Here is a 19555-nt window from a genome sequence, read left to right as displayed (position 1 = left end):
GTCGTCATGCAGGTGGAAAAAATGCCAGATCAAAGTTGGTTGAAAATTTATTGTGATTACTATGCGATCGATCCGCAAACGGTGTCGGATGATCCGCTGGCTTTGAATTATATCGAGGAAAACGAACAAACTTTGCAAGAGCTGGTGACCGGTTATTGTGAAATGGCGAGTCTAAACAAACAGATCTGCCAAGAATTTCTACCTTGTGATGGTGATTGTGATTGTCAGTTTGGTTCCGTGAATCAATAATTTACTAAAAAAGAGAAAGGAGGGAGTTAATGGGTGAAAAAGAAGTTAAGCGCGGAGACATTTATTATGCGGATCTTTCGCCGGTAGTGGGCTCCGAGCAGGGCGGAATGCGCCCGGTATTGATCATCCAAAATAATATTGGTAATCGTTTCAGTCCGACCGTGATCATCGCGGCGATCACTTCTAAGATCGTTAAGCCTAAGATGCCGACTCATGTTAGTCTGAAGCATGCTAAAAATGGGCTAGAGCGTGATTCGGTGGTTTTATTAGAACAGATCAGAACGATCGATAAGCAGCGTTTACAAGAAAAAATCATGCATTTAGACCAACAGAATATGGAATTGATCAACCATGCATTGCAGGTTAGCGTAGGTCTAGCTGTTATACATAATAAGCGTAAAAAGAAAAATTAAGTGAGGCAGAGGAGAAAAGAGGCATTCGGCTGGTAAACTAACAGAGAGAAAAATTGAAAAGAGGAGTTAAGACAAAAAACAGTTAGCTTTTTGTCCCAACTCCTCTTTTATTATATTTATTAGGCTTGTAAGTCCTCGATTTCTGGCACCTTAAAATTCTTGCGTTCTAAGTTAGCGACGATTTTTTGCAGTTTTTCGTGCGAGACATCTGCCGGGAGGGTAAACATCGTGCGGTGGACCATGTCTTGCGTTCTAACGTCTAGTGTGATACAACTAGAAATTGCCGTATACTTGGTGATGATCCTGGACATTTCGACCAGATCACCGCGTTCCGAACCGGAAACGACGGTCAGCACGTAACTGCCGATATTAACGTTCCAAGACTGCGAGAGCATTTCTAACAGCCGGTTATGTGTTAAGATCCCGTAGAAACGGTTATTTTCGTCAAGTACCGTGATATAAGGCAGGTCGCGGATCGTGAAGAAGACGCTGAAAAACGCGGAGTCGATCGAGATAAACTTCGTGGCGTTTTTTAACAGGTGGGTAACTGGAAGTTGCATGTCGCCGCCCCGCGATTTATGACGGTAAATATGCATCTTATAAATGTTACCGCGAAAAATCTGGCCGGTCTTATCGAGGATCGGTACGCAACGGTAGCCGGAAGATTCTAGGATCTGCAACGCCTCTTCCAAAGTAGCGTCTTCATCGATCGTAGTCAGTTCACTTTTAGGTTTGATCAAACTTTTTAATAACATAATATTTCATCCTTACTTCAGTCTACTAATAATTTAATCATACCATATCATTGATTCTAATGTTAGTTTTATGCTGTAAATTGGGGATGAATTTAAAAAAGCTACCCCCGATCCGTGCCCGGAGATAGCTTAATTTTAATGTTATTTTAACTTAATTTATTTTTGACTAGCTGCGAAATCGGCGAAAGCTTTATCTAAAATTTCTTTCAGCGTCTTAGCAGAGTTTGTCATTTGTGCGTTTTCTTCGTCGTTTAACGGAATTTCCATGACTTGCTTGATCCCGTTGCTGTTAACGACGGCAGGAGCACCGATGTAAATATCATGCAGTCCATACTGTCCGTCCATGTAAGTGGAAACGGGTAAGATCGTATCTTCATCACGCAAAATAGCGCGTGAGATCCGGGTCAACGCACTAGCAACACCGTAGTAGGTAGCACCTTTTTTGTCGATAATGTTGTAAGCTTTATGTTTAACCTCTTCTTGGATCTGTTTTAGGTCGGCCATCGTTACGTTGTGTTCTTTAGCCCAGTCCATTAACGGCACCCCACCTAGTGTGGTAGCTGAGAAGGCTGCAAATTCGGAGTCACCGTGTTCGCCCATGATATAAGCATGCATTGAACGGGGATCCTTGATACCGGTCATGTCGGCTAAAGCGACCCGCAAACGAGAAGTATCCAACGAAGTCCCACTACCTAAGACGCGTTCCTTAGGAAAACCGGAGAATTTCCAGGTAGCATATGTTAAAATATCTACGGGGTTAGCTGCTACTAAAAAGATTCCCTGGAAACCAGAGGCGATGATCGGCTTAACGATCGTTGAAAGGATCTTCAGGTTTTTGTTAACGAGGTCTAAGCGAGTTTCGCCGGGTTTTTGCGGGGCACCAGCGGTGATGACAACTAGATCGGCGTCGCCACAGTCGGAATAGTTCGTGGAATAAATCCTTTTAGGATAGGTATAACCAGTAGCGTCGATCAAATCGAGAGCGTCGCCTTCGGTCCGTTCTTGAACAACGTCGATGATCCCAAACTCTTCTGCCATTTCTTGGAGGGCCATAGCGTAAGCATAACTGGAACCTACGGCACCATCACCGACTAAGATAACTTTTTGTGACTTTTTGGTAGACATACTAAATTCTCTTCCTTTCTTAAAACATGCCATATTTACTACATCACATAGTATAGCATCTTTTTAAGAAAATGGCATGCTATTTTTTCATTTAAAATTGTATGTTGGGTAACAAAGTTAGTGATTGTTGCTTATTAAATTGGCTGATAAAATAAAATAAATGCTTATATATCAATGTAAATTATTGGAATTCAAGTTTCACAATTTGTGAAAAAATAAATTGTTAGCTTAGATAAAGTGTTTTCAAAATAAATTTTATTCTCATTAAAAATAGTAAAGGAAGTCACAATAGATGAAAATGATCGTTGGTTTAGGTAACATTGGTACTAAATATGACCGTACTCGCCATAATGTCGGTTTTATGGTAGTCGATCAGTTAGCGCAACAAGCGGGAGTTGACTTTAGCACCAGCAAATTTTCCGCACTGGTGGCCACTACGAGAAGTAACGATGAAAAGATTTTGTTGGTTAAACCGACCACTTTTATGAATGATTCTGGGCTAGCCGTGCGGCCGTTGTTAGACTACTACCAGTTACAGTTGTCTGATTTGTTGGTGATCCATGACGATTTGGATTTACAATTAGGTAAGATTCGCTTACGGCCTAAGGGTTCGGCTGGAGGACATAATGGCATCAGGAGTATTATCGCGCAGTTAAATACTCAGGAGTTCAGTCGGATCAAACTGGGAGTTGGTCACCCGACTAAAATGTCCGTTGTTTCGTGGGTCCTGGGTCGCTTTAGTGCGCAAGAACAGCCACTGATCGCCCAGGCAATAGACCGGGCTTGTCAAGCGGCTAGCGATTGGAGCACTGGTATTAGTATTACTCAATTGATGAATTCGTATAATTAGGGGGAAATTGAGTTCATGAGGATTACGGAAATATTCGGTCAGATCCCGCAGTATCACAAATGGCAGTCTGATCTCAAAGCCGGCAGACACCTGCTGACCGGCTTATTTGGCTCCGCTAAAACCGTGATGTTAGCGCAGTTGTTTAACGAACAGCAGCACACCGAACTGATCGTGACTGACGATTTATTTCACGCGCAGCGTTTAGTGGACGATTTGACTAATTTGGTGGCCGAATCGCAGGTGTTTTTATTTCCGGCCGAAGAGTTGGTGGCCGAGGAGTTGGCGACTAGTTCACCGGACTTTGGTAAACAGCGAGTCTTGGCCTTGAATGCTTTGATCCAAGAAAAACCGGCGCTTGTAGTCACCAGCGTCTCGGGTTTGACCCGTTTACTACCTGCCGTTAGCGACTGGCGCAAACAACAATTTTTATTACAGGTCGACCAGGAATTGGACCTGCAACAAACGGCGCAACAACTGGTCACGATGGGGTATACCAGACAAAAAATGGTAGAGCGCCCGGGTGATTTTGCGATCAGGGGTTCGATTCTAGATATTTACGCGTTAAATACAGATTTTCCCGTTCGCTGTGACTTGTTCGACACGACGATCGACTCGCTGCGTTTCTTTAACGTGGCCGACCAGCGCAGTGTGGAAAACCTAACGCAAGTCGAAATCTTGCCGGCGACGGATTTTATCGCTACCGCAAAGCAAATTCAAACTGCGGCTAAAAAGTTACGCGCGCAATACGCGGATGTTGACGAAGAAAAAAGCCGGATCGGTGCGCTTTTAGACCAGTTGACTAAGGGAGAATTGCCTAGTGACGCGCGCATTTTTGCCAGTGAGATTTACCCGCAAAAAAGTAGCATCATTGATTATTTAGCTGCCGATGGTTATTTGATCTTCGACGATTACGCTAAAATTTTGGAGCAAGAAACTGAGATTCAAACGCAAAATGCCAACTGGCTGGTGGAGCAACACCAAATTTTGCCCCAGACGCAGTTGGTTAACGAGATCCGGGTACTGGAAAAAAAGACGCGACACGTACAAATTTTCCTCGCGCTTTTTCAACGCGGAATGGGTAATTTGCGTTTCGTTCAGACCTTAGACCTCAAAGCACGCAGTGTGCAGCAATTTTTCAGCCAAATGCCACTGTTAAAAGTAGAAGCCGACCGTTGGCAAAAGCAGCAAGCAACGGTCGTATTGCTGATCAACGATAGTCAGCGCCTCGAGAAAGTTTCCCAAACGCTGGACGATTTTGCCATCAAAAGTATCATCACTAAAGCCGATAATTTGCAGGCTAAGACTACTCAGGTAGTTGCGGGAACGTTGAGCGGCGGGTTTGAATTGCCTCAGGTTGGACTAGTCGTGTTGACCGAACACGAATTATTCGCTAAGGCGTCTAAAAAACAGTCCAAGCGCCAAACGATGAACAACACCGAACGCCTCAAGAGTTATACCGATCTGAAAAAAGGCGACTACGTGGTCCACGTCAATCACGGGATCGGTCGTTACATGGGGTTGAAGACACTTGAAGTCGGTGGCAAGCACCAAGACTACTTAATGCTGGATTACCAAGATGACGCTAACCTCTTTATTCCGGTAACGCAATTAGACCGGGTCCAAAAATACGTTTCGGCGGAAGGCAAGGCTCCGCGGATCAATAAGTTGGGTGGCAGCGAATGGGTCAAGACGAAAAAACGGGTCGCGGGTAAGATCGAAGACATCGCCGACGACTTGGTCGAGCTGTACGCCCAGCGTGAAGCGCAGGAGGGTTTTGCCTTTTCACCCGATAACGCCTACCAACACGAGTTTGAAGACGCGTTTCCCTACAGCGAAACTCCCGATCAGATCCGCAGTGCTAAAGAGATCAAACGGGATATGGAAAAAAGTCGGCCGATGGACCGCTTGTTGATCGGAGATGTGGGTTACGGTAAGACCGAAGTGGCGATGCGCGCGGCATTTAAGGCCGTCCAAGACGGTAAACAGGTGGCGTTTTTAGCACCGACGACGGTCTTAGCCCAGCAACATTATGAAACTTTAACAGAACGTTTTCACGATTTTCCGGTAACGATCGGGATCCTTTCTCGTTTTTCGACTAAAAAGCAGTTAAAAGAAACGCTGAGCGACCTGAAAAATAAGATGTGTGACATCGTGGTGGGAACACACCGGCTGTTGTCAAATGACGTGCAGTTTGCCGATTTGGGTTTGTTAGTCGTAGACGAGGAGCAGCGTTTTGGCGTCAAGCATAAGGAAAAATTAAAACAGCTCAAGACCAACGTGGACGTTTTAACGCTAACTGCTACGCCGATCCCGCGGACATTAAACATGTCGATGTTAGGCGTGCGGGACTTGTCGGTGATCGAAACCGCACCACAAAATCGCTACCCGATCCAAACTTATGTCTTAGAACAAGATTACAGCGTGATCGTCGATGCCATCAGAAGGGAAATGGCGCGCGGCGGGCAAACTTTTTACCTGCATAACCGCGTTTTTGACATTGAAAAAGTGGCGTTTCAGTTGCAAGACTTACTGCCCGAAGCACGGGTCGCTTACATTCACGGGCAGATGAGCGAAGCCCAAATGGAACGGATCTTATACGACTTTATCAGCGGCGACTACGATGTTTTGGTGACAACGACGATCATCGAGACCGGCGTCGATATTCCCAACGCCAACACTTTGTTCGTAGAAAATGCCGATCGCATGGGACTGGCTCAGTTATACCAGTTGCGCGGTCGGGTCGGGCGGTCTAACCGCGTGGCGTACGCCTATTTTATGTACCAACACGACAAGGTTTTAAGTGAAGATAGCGAAAAACGTTTGGAAGCGATCAAGGATTTCACGGAATTAGGTTCGGGTTTTAAAATTGCGATGCGCGACCTGTCGATCAGGGGCGCGGGCAACATCTTAGGCAAACAGCAGCACGGCTTTATTGATTCGGTTGGCTACGACTTGTATACTCAGATGCTAAACGAAGCCGTCGCTAAAAAGCGGGGGCAAAAGGTGGCGCCTAAAACCGACGCGGAGATCAATTTGGAACTGGAGGCTTATTTGCCGGCGTCTTATATCGAAGATTCCCAACAAAAAATCGAGATCTATAAACGGATCAGGCAGTTTGAAAACGAAGAGCAGTTTCGTGAGGTACAAGCCGACTTACTCGATCGTTTTGGCGATTATCCGCCCGAGGTTTCTTCTTTGTTAGAGGTCGGTTTGCTGAAGATGTACGCCGATCAGGCCTTGGTGACAAAGATCAGCCAAAATGGAACTAGGATCACCGTGACTCTCAGCAAGCAAGCAACGCAGCAGTTGAGTGCTAAAGAACTGCTAAAGGCGGTAGCAACGACTAAGTTTGCGGTCACGTTAACTGAAAACGAACAGCAGACCAGTCTAGTTTTAGTGATCCAACCTAAGATGACTACTGAAGTGGTATTGGAGCAATTAAAGCACTTGTTACAGGCTTTAGCTCAAGAAATCAGCGAGCAGGCAAAATAATAATGAGGTGGCAAAAATCAACAAAGTGTTAAACGGCGCGTTAGTTTTGACGATTGCTTCATTAATAGCAAAAGTTCTCAGCGCTTTTTACCGGGTCCCGCTGCAAAATTTGGTGGGCAATACCGGCTTTTACGTTTACCAACAAGTATACCCAATTTACGGGATCTGCGTGACGCTGGCGTTAAACGGGCTACCGTTGTTTATTTCCAAGTTGATCGCCCAACAACACAGTGAAGCTGCAAAAGTGGCGGTGCGTTGGCAGTTATTCGAGCTGCTTTTCGGGCTAGCGCTTTTTACGTTCGTCGGATTGCGGCTTGGTGCTACGAAAATTGCTCTTTTGATGGGCGATGGCGGTTTGGCTTCGTTGCTCAAAAGCGTGACGTGGTTATTTTTACTGTTGCCCTACTTAGCGGTAATGCGGGGCTATTATCAAGGCGAATTTAACATGTTACCTACCGCCAGCTCACAAGTTGCCGAGCAGTTTGTCCGGGTGTTTATCATTATCGGGGCCGCGTGGTGGGGAGTGCAGGCTCACTGGTCGGTTTATCGCATTGGCAGTTACGCGATGCTGGGTTCGGTGGGCGGTGCGCTGGTTGCTAGTATACTGCTGACTTGTTACGGACGGTTGCGGCGCCCGTCGCCGGTTGCCAAAGTTAGTTACGCTAAATTACTGCGGGCGTTAGTTTGCCAGGGCGGGGTGATCTGTTTATTTTCTGCTTTGCTAGTTTTATTGCAACTCGTGGATTCTTTTACCGTTAAAAATGCGCTTCAGGTAAGCGGTATGTCTGCGGCTAATGCTAAGTACGTTAAGGGGATTTATGACCGCGCCCAACCGCTGGTTCAATTAGGGATGACGGTGGCTTTGAGTTTTGCGACCAGTCTGTTGCCTGCTTTAACTAAGGCTGTTGCTTTAAAGAAAAAGCAGGTATTTGCCCGCTTGGCCCGGATGATGTTGCACTTAGGAATGGCGGTGGCGGTCAGCGCGACTTGCGGCTTGGTTATTTTGCTGCCCCAGATCAACCTGTTGTTATTTGGCGATACTAAATTAAGCGGTGTACTGGGAGTTTACGTCGTTAGTGTGATCTTGATTTCGGCGTGCAGTATTTATAATGCGATCATGCAGAGTGCAGAACGGTTTAAACGCAGTTTGGGGGCGGTATTAGCGGCATTGGTAGTTAAAATTGTTGCTAATTACTGGACGGTGAGTCACCTAGGGATCATGGGCGGCGCGCTGGTGACCGTGCTTAGTTTGACCGTGGCTTTGTTGGTACTTGTCGGCGGTGTTTCGGTGCGGGCTTTAACACCGGCGTTTTTATTTAAATTAGCGTTTTGCAGTTTGGCGATGTGTCTGGTAGTTTGGGTGGTAGGAAATATTGTCGGCTATTTCTGGTTATTTACCCGTAAAAATATTATGATTAAGTTAAGTTTAGAGATCATCGCGGGGGTGGTGACTTTTGTGGCGCTCGCTAGCGCAACACGGTTGTTGACCGTGCGCGAATGGTTAGCCTTACCCGGTGGTGCTAAACTGCTGAAATTTACTAGGAGGTTGTCTCAATGAGGTTAGATAAGTTTTTAAAAGTAGCGCGGATCATCAAGCGGCGTCCAGTGGCCAAGCAGATTGCGGACCAAAAACGGGTAACGATCAACGGGCGGGTCGCTAAGTCTGCCAGTGAAGTTAATATCGGCGATCAGTTAGTGCTGAATTTTGGTAATAAAAAGCTGACGATCCGGGTGACTGATCTGAGGGATACCACTAAAAAAAATGAGGCTCAGGAGTTATACGAGGTGGTAGAAGAAGCCTACCAGGAACGTAGAAATTAATAATCACATTTGCTATAATAAAGTGGCTAACTGCTAGTTGAAGTCAGTTAAGGGAGGTGTGCTGATGCGTGCTAAAAATAATATCAAAGTGTTAAATCAAAAGTACTACCGTCAGCAGACCACTGCTTGGCAGGAACAAAAGACCGCCAAAAAAGCATGGCGGTATCACCGCTTACGCATGTATTTAATGCTTTTGGCGGTGTTTTTGCTAACTGCTTTGTGTGGGCAACATCTCTGGCATAACCAGCAACAGACACAACAGTTAGTATTACAAACCCATAAGGCGCAAAAGAGTTTGTCCGCACAAACTGCTCAAAATAAGGAACTCAAATTACAGGTGAAGCAGTTAAAAGACCCAACGTATTTGGATAAATACATCAGACAGCAGTATTCTTATTCTAAGAAAAATGAATTGATCTATAATTTACCCTATAATAAGAAAGAAAACTGATATCTACTTAGGACGCAACGTGGTATACTTAACTCAGCTTACATAGGAGGAACAAAAATTTTATATGTCAATTGAAGCAGGTTCAAAAGTGACTGGCAGGGTGACAGGAATTACGAATTTCGGTGCTTTTATCGATCTGGGAGAGCACAAGACAGGTTTGGTACATATTAGTGAGATCTCTGCTGGCTTCGTGAAGGATATTCACGATGTTTTAGCGGTGGGCGATGAGGTACTAGTTAAGGTCCTGGCAGTTTCGGCAGACGGTAAGATCTCACTTTCGATGAAACAAGCAAAAGAACAGCCGGCTGGGCACGGGGATAAGGAACATAATCATCCGCACAGCAATGGTAATAATAATGGGCACGCTAATAATCATTATCACCATAACAACGAACACCGTGGTGGCAATGCTGGCGGCGGCAAGCGCGGCGGTTTTACCGGGCATAAAAAAGCGGGCGGTAAAGAGGATTTTGATTCGCTGTTAGCCGGTTTTATGAAACAAAGCGACGAACGGTTGACTTCCCTGAAGAGAAATACTGAGGGCAAGCGCGGCGGTCGCGGTGGCCGGCGTAGCTAGGAACAGACTGCTATTTTGAAGGCACGATCAGACTATCATTATGGGCACACAAGTTGGGACTGAGGCAAACGGTGTTTTGTCCCAGTCCTTTGTTCATAGTTTCTTTTTAGCTAAACTTAGGAGTTAAAAATGGATTTAGAAGTACGATTCGCTCAACTCTGGCAGCAATTACACCTCGCGCAAAAGCAAGTTTTAGTGGCGGTTTCGACCGGAGTGGATTCAATGGTGTTATTAACTTTGTTGGAACGACTACCGGTAAAAAAGCGCCCGCGGATCAACGTCGCCTTTGTCGATCACTGCTTGAGAGCAGAAAGTAAACAGGAGGCGGCTTTTTTGACGAAATATTGCGCCGAGCACCGGTTGCCGTTATTTACTGCGACGTGGCAGCTTAAAGATCATCCTACGACCGGGATAGAGGAAGCCGCGCGTCAGTTTCGTTACGCTTTTTTTGCCCGTGTCTTGCAAGAACAGGGGATCGCTGATTTGTTGACGGCTCATCACGCTAACGATCAAGCGGAGACCTTCTTGATGAAATTGGTGCGGGGGGGCGAACTCTCCCAGCTCCAAGGCATCCGGCAAGTGCGCGAATTTGGAAGGGGGTCCCGGCTGATCCGGCCCTTGCTGCAATTTAGCAAACAAGAATTACTGACCTACGCGCGCAAACACGAGTTGGTCTTTTTTGAGGACCGCACTAATGCTGACGATGATATTTTACGCAACCGCCTGCGCCACCACGTTGTTCCGCTATTACAGGCGGAAAATCCGCGCTTTCTCATTCACCTGCAGGATTACCAGCAACAGTTAGGCACATTGTTACATTTTGCGGAGCACAGTTTAGCGCAGATCGTCGCGGAGTTAAAAGAACCTGCGGGCTATTGTTTGAGCAAGTGGCGGCAACTGCCGGTGGAAACGCGCCAGTTAGTCTTAAAACACCTCTTATGTACGGCTCGGCAAGAGTTGAATACCAGGCAGTTACAACAGGTAATGGCTTTATTATTAAATTCTGCTAAGCCGCAAGGACGGGTGATCCTGTCCCCCAAACAAGTGCTAGTAAAGGAGTACGATCATTTTAAAATCGTGCCCCAAAGAAAAGTTGTGCCAACAGACCAACGGGTATTCAAGTTACATTTAGGTGAGTGGGTCACGTTAAGTGCGACCGAAAAAATCGGCCTGTTTGCAACGCGTTCCACCGTTTTGCCCGGTGATGATGTTTATGAGTTGGCGGGGCAGTTACCGGAGTTATTTGTCAGGCACAGGCGTCCCGGCGACCGACTGGTAATGCAAGGCGGAGACCAGAAGATCAAAAAAATTATGATCGACCATAAAATCGTGCAGTCCAAGCGGGAGAATATGTGGTTATTAAGCACGGGTACTGGTCAAGTTTTATGGGTAATTGGTTTGAAGAAATCTAATTTGTCACGCGTGGCAGTAAATGCTAAAATTCATTACATAGTAATTGATAGAAAATTTGGTGGAGAAAAGAGGTTGCTACATGAACGACGACATTGAAAAGGTGTTGTATAGCGAACAAGATATTCACAACGTAGCACAAAAATTAGGTAAACAGATCACTGCAGATTATTTGGATAAAGACCCCTTGGTAGTTTGTATCTTACGCGGGGCCGTTTTATTTATGGCTGATATCGTGCGCGAGATCAAGACGTATTGTGAGCTGGACTTTATGTCCGTTTCTAGTTATGGCAACGAGAAGGTCTCTTCTGGTAACGTTAAGATCTTAAAGGATTTAGACCGCGATGTTGCCGGACGCCACGTTTTATTAGTGGAAGACATCGTCGACACGGGTCGGACTTTGAAAACTTTATTTGACCTGTTTGAACAGCGGCATGTTGCTTCCGTTAAGATCTGTACCTTATTAGATAAGCCGGAACGCAGGGTCGAAGACGTTAAGCCCGATTACGTCGGCTTTCAGGTCCCCAATGAATTTGTCGTCGGTTACGGCCTAGATTACGTTGGACACTACCGCAATTTGCCCTATGTCGGTGTTTTAAAGCCTAAAATTTATACTGAAAATTAAATAGTCAATGATAGTCAAAAAAAACTAACTGTGCTATGATGGTCGCAGTGGTTTATTTTTGTTTTAAATAGCAGGCTTAAGGAGGAAAACTATGAAGAACAACAAAAATGGACTATTAAAAAATAGTCTATTTTATATTGTGCTTTTCCTTGGAATTGTGGGTGTGATGTATTACTTTTTCGGTGGGAAGTCGAATAGCAGCACACAACAGATCCAATCTAGTCAATTTGTTAGCGAACTTAGAAAAGACAATGTCAAAGAATTCACGATGCAGCCGTCCGGCAGTACCTATAAGATTACCGGGACGTACAAAAAAGCGCATAAATCTGCACCGCAAGGTAATAAATTAGTTGGGTTAGGAAACGGCGCACAAACGAGTGTTAAGTCGTTTACTACCAACGTGTTGACCAATGATTCGACGGTCAGCCAGATCCAAAAGAGTGCGCAAAAAAATAAAATTAAGTTTAACGCTAAAGAAGAAGAGTCTAGCAGCGTCTGGATCCAACTGATCGTTTACTTATTACCGATCGTTTTCATGATCTTTTTCTTCTACATGATGTTAGGTCAGGCCGGTCAAGGCGGGGGCGGCGGCAAAGTAATGAGCTTTGGCAAGTCCAAGGCTAAACCCGTTGATAAAAAGAACAACAAGGTCCGTTTTTCCGACGTTGCTGGTGCCGAAGAAGAGAAGCAAGAATTGGTGGAAGTCGTCGAGTTTTTGCGTGATCCACGTAAGTTCATTTCTTTAGGTGCGCGGATCCCGTCCGGCGTTTTGCTAGAGGGGCCACCAGGAACAGGTAAAACTTTGCTAGCTAAAGCCGTAGCCGGTGAAGCTGGAGTACCGTTCTTTTCTATTTCCGGTTCCGATTTTGTCGAGATGTTTGTCGGTGTCGGTGCTAGCCGGGTACGTGATTTATTTGAAAATGCTAAGAAAAATGCACCCGCCATCATCTTTATCGATGAAATTGATGCTGTCGGCCGGCAACGTGGCAGCGGCATGGGCGGCGGTCACGACGAACGTGAACAAACGTTAAACCAGTTATTGGTAGAAATGGATGGTTTTGCGGGTGATGAAGGCGTGATCGTGATGGCGGCAACCAACCGTTCCGACGTGTTGGATCCGGCGTTATTACGTCCTGGTCGTTTTGACCGTAAGATTTTGGTCGGCCGTCCGGATGTTAAGGGACGTGAGGCTATTTTACGGGTCCACGCCAAGAATAAGCCGCTGGCTAAAGACGTTGACTTAAAGATGATCGCCAAACAAACTCCGGGATTTGTGGGGGCCGATTTGGAAAACCTGCTCAATGAAGCTGCGTTGTTGGCGGCGCGCCGCAATAAAAAGGCCCTCGATGCTTCTGATTTGGATGAAGCCGAAGACCGGGTGATCGCGGGTCCTGCTAAACGTGACCGGGTGATCAGCGAAAAAGAACGTAATACCGTGGCTTATCATGAAGCCGGGCATACGATCATTGGTTTGGTATTAAACGACGCGCGGGTCGTGCATAAAGTAACGATCGTGCCGCGGGGTCGCGCCGGTGGTTATGCGATCATGTTGCCGCGTGACGATCAGATGTTGTTGTCTAAAAAAGACATGCAAGACCAGATCGCCGGGTTAATGGGTGGTCGTGCTGCCGAGCAGATCATCTTTAACACGCAGTCGTCCGGAGCTTCTAATGACTTCCAGCAGGCCACTCAGTTGGCTCGTTCGATGGTCACTGAATACGGGATGAGTGATAAATTAGGTCCGGTACAATATGAGGGTCAAAGCTCGATGTATGCCGGTCAAATGGCGGGACAACCTGCCTATTCGGGACAAACGGCTAATATTATTGATGAAGAAGTTATCCGCCTGTCAAACGAAGGAATGGAAACTGCTAAACGGATCATTCAAGAGCACAGAAAACAGCATAAGATCATCGCGGAAGCTTTGTTACAGTACGAAACTTTGAACGAAAAACAGATCTTGAGCTTATTTAAAACCGGTAAGATGCCTAACGAAGGGCAAGACGAATTTCCGAGTGAAAAGGCCGCTACTTTTGAAGAGACTAAAAAGGCGTTGGAACGCAAAGAAGCCGCTAAAAAAGGAGCACAGCAAGAAGATGCTCCTGCGCAACCAACAGTCGTCTTTTATCCGGATGGTTCGCATCAACCTTTGTCTTAATTAGGTTTACTAGGGCGAGTTGCCCGCTAATTTACGGATTCACGAAGGAGGCTGGGACAAAAGTTTTGTCTCGGCTCCTTTTATTTACCCGGATAAACGCAGAAAGAAGTGAATGTAATGGCAGATTATTTAACTAAGAGTTTGGTAGCTAACGGGCAGTTACGGGCGTACGTTGTGACTGCTACTGATTTGGTGGCAACATCTCAGCAGCTCCATGATACTAAAGGAGAGGCTGCCGCTGCTTTGGGGCGGACGTTGGTAGGTACTGTACTGCTGAGTTGTGCTCGTTTGAGTGGCGACGATCAGTTGACGGTCAGGATCCAAGGTGACGGTCCTTTAGGATTAGTGGTCGCAGACGGCAATGCTTACGGTGACGTTAAGGGTTACGTGCAAAATCCGCACGTGCAACTGACGACGGGACTTAAGCGTCAATTAGACGTCGCTCGCGCCGTGGGGACGAACGGAATTTTAGCGGTCACTAAAGACCAGCACCTAAAGGAACCATTTACGGGGCAAGTCCCGCTAGTTTCTGGTGAAATTGGAGAAGACCTGACCTATTATTTGGCTAAATCAGAACAGATCCCGGCTACGGTCGGAGTTACGACGGTGGTGGGGGCCGACAACACGATCATCAGTGCGGGGGGCTTTTTACTGGAAGCATTGCCCGGAGCGACTGAAGAAGTATTGACTAGCGTGGAAAATAATTTACGCCGGGCCCGCCCATTATCCACGCTGCTTAAAGAACGAATGACGCCGGCAGCGATTTTACGTGAACTGGTAGGCGATTTGCCCGTACAAGACTTGGAGACACTACCGGTGCAATATAAGTGTGATTGTAGTAAGGAACGCTTTGCCCGGGCATTAGCGACTTTGCCGGCTGCCGACTTAAAGCAGATGATCACGCAAGATCACGGGGCACAGACAGTTTGTCATTTTTGCCGGCGTAAGTATAAATTTAGCCAAGGAGAGTTAGCAGAACTGCTCGACTAGGGTAATTAGAACAATTGTAGTTAGTTAGCAATAAGGTGCATGTTAGGTTGCGCCTATTTTAATGAGGTGGAAATATGGAATGGAAAATTGGCGATATTACGATCCCCAATCAAGTAGTTGTGGCTCCCATGGCGGGAGTTACTAACGTTGCTTTTCGCATGATCTGCAAGGAATTTGGCGCAGGCTTAGTTGTTTGTGAGATGATCTCCGACAAGGGGATCCATTTTAGAAATAAGAAGACCTTGAAGATGATGTTCGTCGATCCGACGGAACATCCTGTCAGCGTGCAGATCTTTGGTGGTTCCAAGGAATCGTTGGTCGAAGCCGCGCAGTTTGTCGCTGAAAATACGACGACAGATATCGTGGACATCAACATGGGTTGCCCGGTCCCTAAAGTGACTAAAACGGATGCTGGTGCCCGCTGGCTGCTAGATCCCGACAAGGTTTACGACATGATTCACGCCGTAGCTAGTGCGCTGGATAAGCCGGTAACGGTCAAAATGCGCACGGGATGGGATGAAGATCATATTTATGCGGTCGAAAATGCCCTAGCCGCTCAAGAGGCTGGTGCCGCTGCCCTGGCAATGCACGGTCGGACGCGTAAGGGAATGTATACTGGGCATTCTGATTGGGGAATTTTAAAAGAAGTAGCGGATCATTTGACTACGATCCCGTTTATCGGTAACGGTGACGTGCGCACACCCCAAGAAGCTAAGAAAATGTTGACCGACGTTGGTGCCGACGCGGTGATGGTCGGTCGGGCTGCGTTAGGCAATCCGTGGGTCGTTAAGCAGATGACGACTTATTTAGACAGCGGTGAATTATTACCAGACCCGACGCCCCAAGAAAAGATCCGAGTTGCTAAGGATCACTTGCACCGCTTAGTAAAAGTGCGCGGTGAAGTTATCGGTCCCAAGGAATTTCGTTCCCAAGCTGCGTATTATTTAAAAGGCATCCCGCGTTCGGCACGGACTAAAGCTGCGCTCAATAGTGCCGGCAGTGAAGAAGAGATGCAAGAGATCTTTGACAATTTTTTGGAACAGACATTAGCGCGGCAAAAAGCCTAAATTTTCTTTATCTTTAAAAATGCGGTATGTTATACTTGAATTGTTTAACAGTGAAGGGAAGAGATGTTAATGGCTAATGAACAGGCGATGAATGACCAACTGCGGGTGCGCCGACAAAAATTGCAGGAGCTGCAAGACGAAGGAATTGCACCCTTTGGGCATCGTTTTGAGCGTGATTCATATAATCAAGAGCTGCACACTAAATATAATGACTTAACTAAAGAACAATTAAACGACCAGGGGGTTAAAGCAACGATTGCTGGCCGAATGGTTGCTAAACGTGGCAAGGGCAAGGTAGGCTTTGCTGACTTGCAGGATAAAACTGGTAAGATGCAGTTATACGTACGTAAGGACATTTTAGGCGAAGAGATGTATCACGTCTTCAAGCGTAGCGATCTAGGCGATTTTTTGGGTGTGACCGGTGAAGTGATCAAAACCGATATGGGTGAATTGACTTTGCGGGTAACTAAGCTTACTTTTTTGTCTAAGGCATTACGTCCTTTACCCGACAAGTATCACGGGTTACAAAACGTGGAGCAGATCTACCGGCAACGTTATTTAGATTTGATCACTAACCAGGAAAGTTATCAGCGCTTTGTTCACAGAAGTCAGATCATTACAGCCATTAGAAAATATTTAGACCACGAAGGATTTTTGGAAGTCGAAACGCCGGTTTTGCATAATCAAGCCGGTGGTGCTGCCGCACGTCCGTTTAAAACACATCACAATGCCTTAGACATTGAGTTGTATCTACGGATCGCGCTGGAGTTGCACTTAAAACGGCTAATAGTCGGCGGCATGGAACGCGTCTATGAAATCGGCCGTGTATTTCGGAATGAAGGGATCGATACCAAACACAATCCCGAATTTACGATGCTCGAGTCGTATGCCGCTTACTTTGATTTTACCGACGTGATGGATGAGACAGAAGGGATTTTCAAGGCGGCTTGTCGGGTAGTTTCGGATGATAATAAAGTCACTTTCCACGATCATCAAGTTGATTTTGGTAAGCCATTTAGGCGTGTGCATATGGTCGATATGATCAAGGAAACGACAGGGGTCGATTTTTGGCCAGAAATGTCAGTGGAGCAGGCGCGTACATTAGCAGACGAACACGGTGTTCACTACGAGTCTTACTGGCAAGTAGGCCATATTATCAACGAATTTTTTGAACAGTTCTGTGAAAGCCAGATCGTGGATCCAACCTTTATTTATGGTCATCCCGTGGAAATTTCACCGTTAGCCAAAAAGAACCCTAAGGATCCGCGTTTTACCGATCGTTTTGAGCTATTTATTTTGGGTAGTGAATATGCCAACGCATTTACCGAACTAAACGACCCGATCGACCAGCGGCAGCGTTTTGAAGCACAGGTGGCTGAACGTAAAGAAGGAAACGACGAAGCCGAAGGAATTGACGAAGACTATTTGGAGGCAATGGAATACGGGATGCCTCCTACTGGTGGCTTGGGGATCGGTATCGATCGCTTGGTAATGTTGATGACCGATGCTCCTTCGATCAGGGATGTTTTGTTGTTCCCAACTTTGCGACCAGAAGAGCAAAAATAATTGGGCAGTCATCGTTTGACTTAGCTTAAGTTATTAGAGATAATGAAGAGGATTGAGAGTGTAGTTTTATTCTCATTCCTCTTTTTGTGTCTATTAGTGGTAAATATTGTTTAGTATTTACGAGAATAGAAATGACAAAATTGCCGCAATAAAATATTTTTAGTCAAAGGTATTGACGGCAAGGACAGAAGCGTGTATATTATTAAATGCTCACCGCTACGAGGTGCTACGGCACAGAAAGTTAATTGAAATTAACAGTTGACTTGTTAGCGATGAGATGTTATAGTAATAAAGTTGTTGCTTGATAAGCAACAGAGTAGAACTTTGAAAACTGAACAAAGTTTCGTAAAAATGTGTGAGGTCGCTCGGAGCAATCCGGGTGCAAACATTTGCGAAGTCAATTTCGCTAGTAATCAAAAATGAGCTAAACAAACTGAGAGTTTGATCCTGGCTCAGGACGAACGCTGGCGGCGTGCCTAATACATGCAAGTCGAACGAGAATGTGTTGGGAGTGGTACTTGTATCACGAACAAGACAGGAAAGTGGCGAACGGGTGAGTAACACGTGGGCAACCTGCCCTTAAGTTGGGGATAACACTTGGAAACAGGTGCTAATACCGAATGAGCCCATAAAGCACATGCTTTATGGGGAAAAGATGGCGTCAGCTATTGCTTGAGGATGGGCCCGCGGCGTATTAACTAGTTGGTAGGGTAACGGCCTACCAAGGTGATGATACGTAGCCGAACTGAGAGGTTGATCGGCCACATTGGGACTGAGACACGGCCCAAACTCCTACGGGAGGCAGCAGTAGGGAATCTTCCACAATGGACGCAAGTCTGATGGAGCAACGCCGCGTGTGTGAAGAAGGTCTTCGGATCGTAAAACACTGTTGTCAGAGAAGAACGAGTTCTAGAGTAACTGCTAGAGCCATGACGGTATCTGACGAGGAAGTCACGGCTAACTACGTGCCAGCAGCCGCGGTAATACGTAGGTGGCAAGCGTTGTCCGGATTTATTGGGCGTAAAGGGAACGCAGGCGGTTTTTTAAGTCTGATGTGAAAGCCTTCGGCTTAACCGGAGTCGTGCATTGGAAACTGGAGAACTTGAGTGCAGAAGAGGAGAGTGGAACTCCATGTGTAGCGGTGAAATGCGTAGATATATGGAAGAACACCAGTGGCGAAAGCGGCTCTCTGGTCTGTAACTGACGCTGAGGTTCGAAAGCGTGGGGAGCGAACAGGATTAGATACCCTGGTAGTCCACGCTGTAAACGATGAATGCTAGGTGTTGGAGGGTTTCCGCCCTTCAGTGCCGCAGCAAACGCATTAAGCATTCCGCCTGGGGAGTACGACCGCAAGGTTGAAACTCAAAGGAATTGACGGGGGCCCGCACAAGCGGTGGAGCATGTGGTTTAATTCGAAGCAACGCGAAGAACCTTACCAGGTCTTGACATCTAGTGCCAACCTAAGAGATTAGGTGTTTCCTTCGGGAACACTAAGACAGGTGGTGCATGGCTGTCGTCAGCTCGTGTCGTGAGATGTTGGGTTAAGTCCCGCAACGAGCGCAACCCTTGTTGCCAGTTGCCAGCATTCAGTTGGGCACTCTGGCGAGACTGCCGGTGACAAACCGGAGGAAGGTGGGGATGACGTCAAGTCATCATGCCCCTTATGACCTGGGCTACACACGTGCTACAATGGACGGTACAACGAGTTGCGAGACCGCGAGGTCAAGCTAATCTCTAAAAGCCGTTCTCAGTTCGGATTGCAGGCTGCAACCCGCCTGCATGAAGTCGGAATCGCTAGTAATCGCGGATCAGCATGCCGCGGTGAATACGTTCCCGGGCCTTGTACACACCGCCCGTCACACCATGAGAGTTTGTAACACCCAAAGCCGGTGGGGTAACCGTAAGGAACCAGCCGTCTAAGGTGGGACAGATGATTGGGGTGAAGTCGTAACAAGGTAGCCGTAGGAGAACCTGCGGCTGGATCACCTCCTTTCTAAGGAAAATAA

Annotated in this window: 16 protein-coding genes and 1 rRNA gene; 15 read left to right on the top strand and 2 right to left on the bottom strand. The window is 46.5% G+C overall.

Annotated elements, in window-relative coordinates:
- Positions 1-6: 6 nt before the first annotated feature.
- Positions 7-249, top strand: coding sequence for a hypothetical protein (locus ACSYSK_RS08395; RefSeq protein ID WP_491714686.1), 243 nt, complete (start codon positions 7-9; stop codon positions 247-249).
- Positions 250-278: 29 nt separating this feature from the next.
- A complete protein-coding gene (locus ACSYSK_RS08390; RefSeq protein ID WP_491714685.1) occupies positions 279-662 on the top strand; it encodes a type II toxin-antitoxin system PemK/MazF family toxin in 384 nt (127 codons plus the stop codon).
- 119 nt (positions 663-781) lie between these two features.
- Here ACSYSK_RS08390 and cbpA read toward each other — a convergent pair whose 3' ends face one another.
- Together cbpA and ACSYSK_RS08380 are read right to left on the bottom strand one after the other, a co-directional pair.
- Complete coding sequence (cbpA, locus tag ACSYSK_RS08385; protein ID WP_491714684.1) at positions 782-1417, bottom strand: cyclic di-AMP binding protein CbpA; 636 nt, start codon at positions 1415-1417, stop codon at positions 782-784.
- A 156-nt stretch (positions 1418-1573) separates the two neighbouring features.
- Positions 1574-2542, bottom strand: a complete 969-nt coding sequence (locus ACSYSK_RS08380) for an L-lactate dehydrogenase (RefSeq protein ID WP_491714683.1) — start codon at positions 2540-2542, stop codon at positions 1574-1576.
- Between the two features lie 292 nt (positions 2543-2834).
- Between ACSYSK_RS08380 and pth the strand changes: the two genes are divergently transcribed.
- From pth to ACSYSK_RS08315, 13 genes are all read left to right on the top strand, one after another.
- Positions 2835-3392, top strand: a complete 558-nt coding sequence (gene pth, locus ACSYSK_RS08375) for an aminoacyl-tRNA hydrolase (protein ID WP_491714682.1) — start codon at positions 2835-2837, stop codon at positions 3390-3392.
- Between the two features lie 15 nt (positions 3393-3407).
- Positions 3408-6884 carry a transcription-repair coupling factor gene (gene mfd / locus ACSYSK_RS08370; RefSeq protein WP_491714681.1) on the top strand — a complete coding sequence of 1159 codons (3477 nt, stop codon included), beginning with the start codon at positions 3408-3410 and terminating at the stop codon, positions 6882-6884.
- 7 nt (positions 6885-6891) lie between these two features.
- The gene (locus tag ACSYSK_RS08365) at positions 6892-8442 is read left to right on the top strand and encodes a putative polysaccharide biosynthesis protein (protein WP_491714680.1); all 1551 of its coding nucleotides are present in this window, start codon (positions 6892-6894) and stop codon (positions 8440-8442) included.
- Complete coding sequence (locus ACSYSK_RS08360; protein WP_491714679.1) at positions 8439-8705, top strand: RNA-binding S4 domain-containing protein; 267 nt, start codon at positions 8439-8441, stop codon at positions 8703-8705. The genes ACSYSK_RS08365 and ACSYSK_RS08360 overlap by 4 nt, the downstream gene beginning before the upstream one ends.
- A 64-nt stretch (positions 8706-8769) precedes the next feature.
- On the top strand, positions 8770-9156 hold the full coding sequence (locus ACSYSK_RS08355) for an FtsB family cell division protein (protein ID WP_491714678.1): 387 nt from the start codon (positions 8770-8772) through the stop codon (positions 9154-9156).
- A 64-nt stretch (positions 9157-9220) separates the two neighbouring features.
- On the top strand, positions 9221-9733 hold the full coding sequence (locus ACSYSK_RS08350; RefSeq protein ID WP_491714677.1) for a S1 domain-containing RNA-binding protein: 513 nt from the start codon (positions 9221-9223) through the stop codon (positions 9731-9733).
- A 129-nt stretch (positions 9734-9862) separates the two neighbouring features.
- Entirely contained in the window at positions 9863-11242 is a 1380-nt protein-coding gene (gene tilS / locus ACSYSK_RS08345) for a tRNA lysidine(34) synthetase TilS (protein ID WP_491714676.1), read from the top strand.
- Positions 11226-11768: a hypoxanthine phosphoribosyltransferase gene (gene hpt, locus ACSYSK_RS08340; RefSeq protein WP_491714675.1), complete on the top strand. Its 543-nt coding sequence runs from the start codon at positions 11226-11228 to the stop codon at positions 11766-11768. The genes tilS and hpt overlap by 17 nt, the downstream gene beginning before the upstream one ends.
- Before the next feature lie 91 nt (positions 11769-11859).
- Positions 11860-13926, top strand: coding sequence for an ATP-dependent zinc metalloprotease FtsH (gene ftsH, locus ACSYSK_RS08335; protein WP_491714674.1), 2067 nt, complete (start codon positions 11860-11862; stop codon positions 13924-13926).
- Between the two features lie 117 nt (positions 13927-14043).
- On the top strand, positions 14044-14916 hold the full coding sequence (hslO, locus tag ACSYSK_RS08330; RefSeq protein WP_491714673.1) for an Hsp33 family molecular chaperone HslO: 873 nt from the start codon (positions 14044-14046) through the stop codon (positions 14914-14916).
- A 74-nt stretch (positions 14917-14990) separates the two neighbouring features.
- A complete protein-coding gene (dusB, locus tag ACSYSK_RS08325) occupies positions 14991-15983 on the top strand; it encodes a tRNA dihydrouridine synthase DusB (RefSeq protein WP_491714672.1) in 993 nt (330 codons plus the stop codon).
- Positions 15984-16052: 69 nt separating this feature from the next.
- On the top strand, positions 16053-17549 hold the full coding sequence (gene lysS / locus ACSYSK_RS08320; protein WP_491714671.1) for a lysine--tRNA ligase: 1497 nt from the start codon (positions 16053-16055) through the stop codon (positions 17547-17549).
- A 429-nt stretch (positions 17550-17978) separates the two neighbouring features.
- Positions 17979-19542, top strand: a 16S ribosomal RNA gene (locus ACSYSK_RS08315).
- Positions 19543-19555 lie beyond the last annotated feature (13 nt).

The organism is Ligilactobacillus sp. ESL1201 (assembly GCF_058503265.1).
This window is presented reverse-complemented; position numbering and strand designations above follow the sequence as displayed.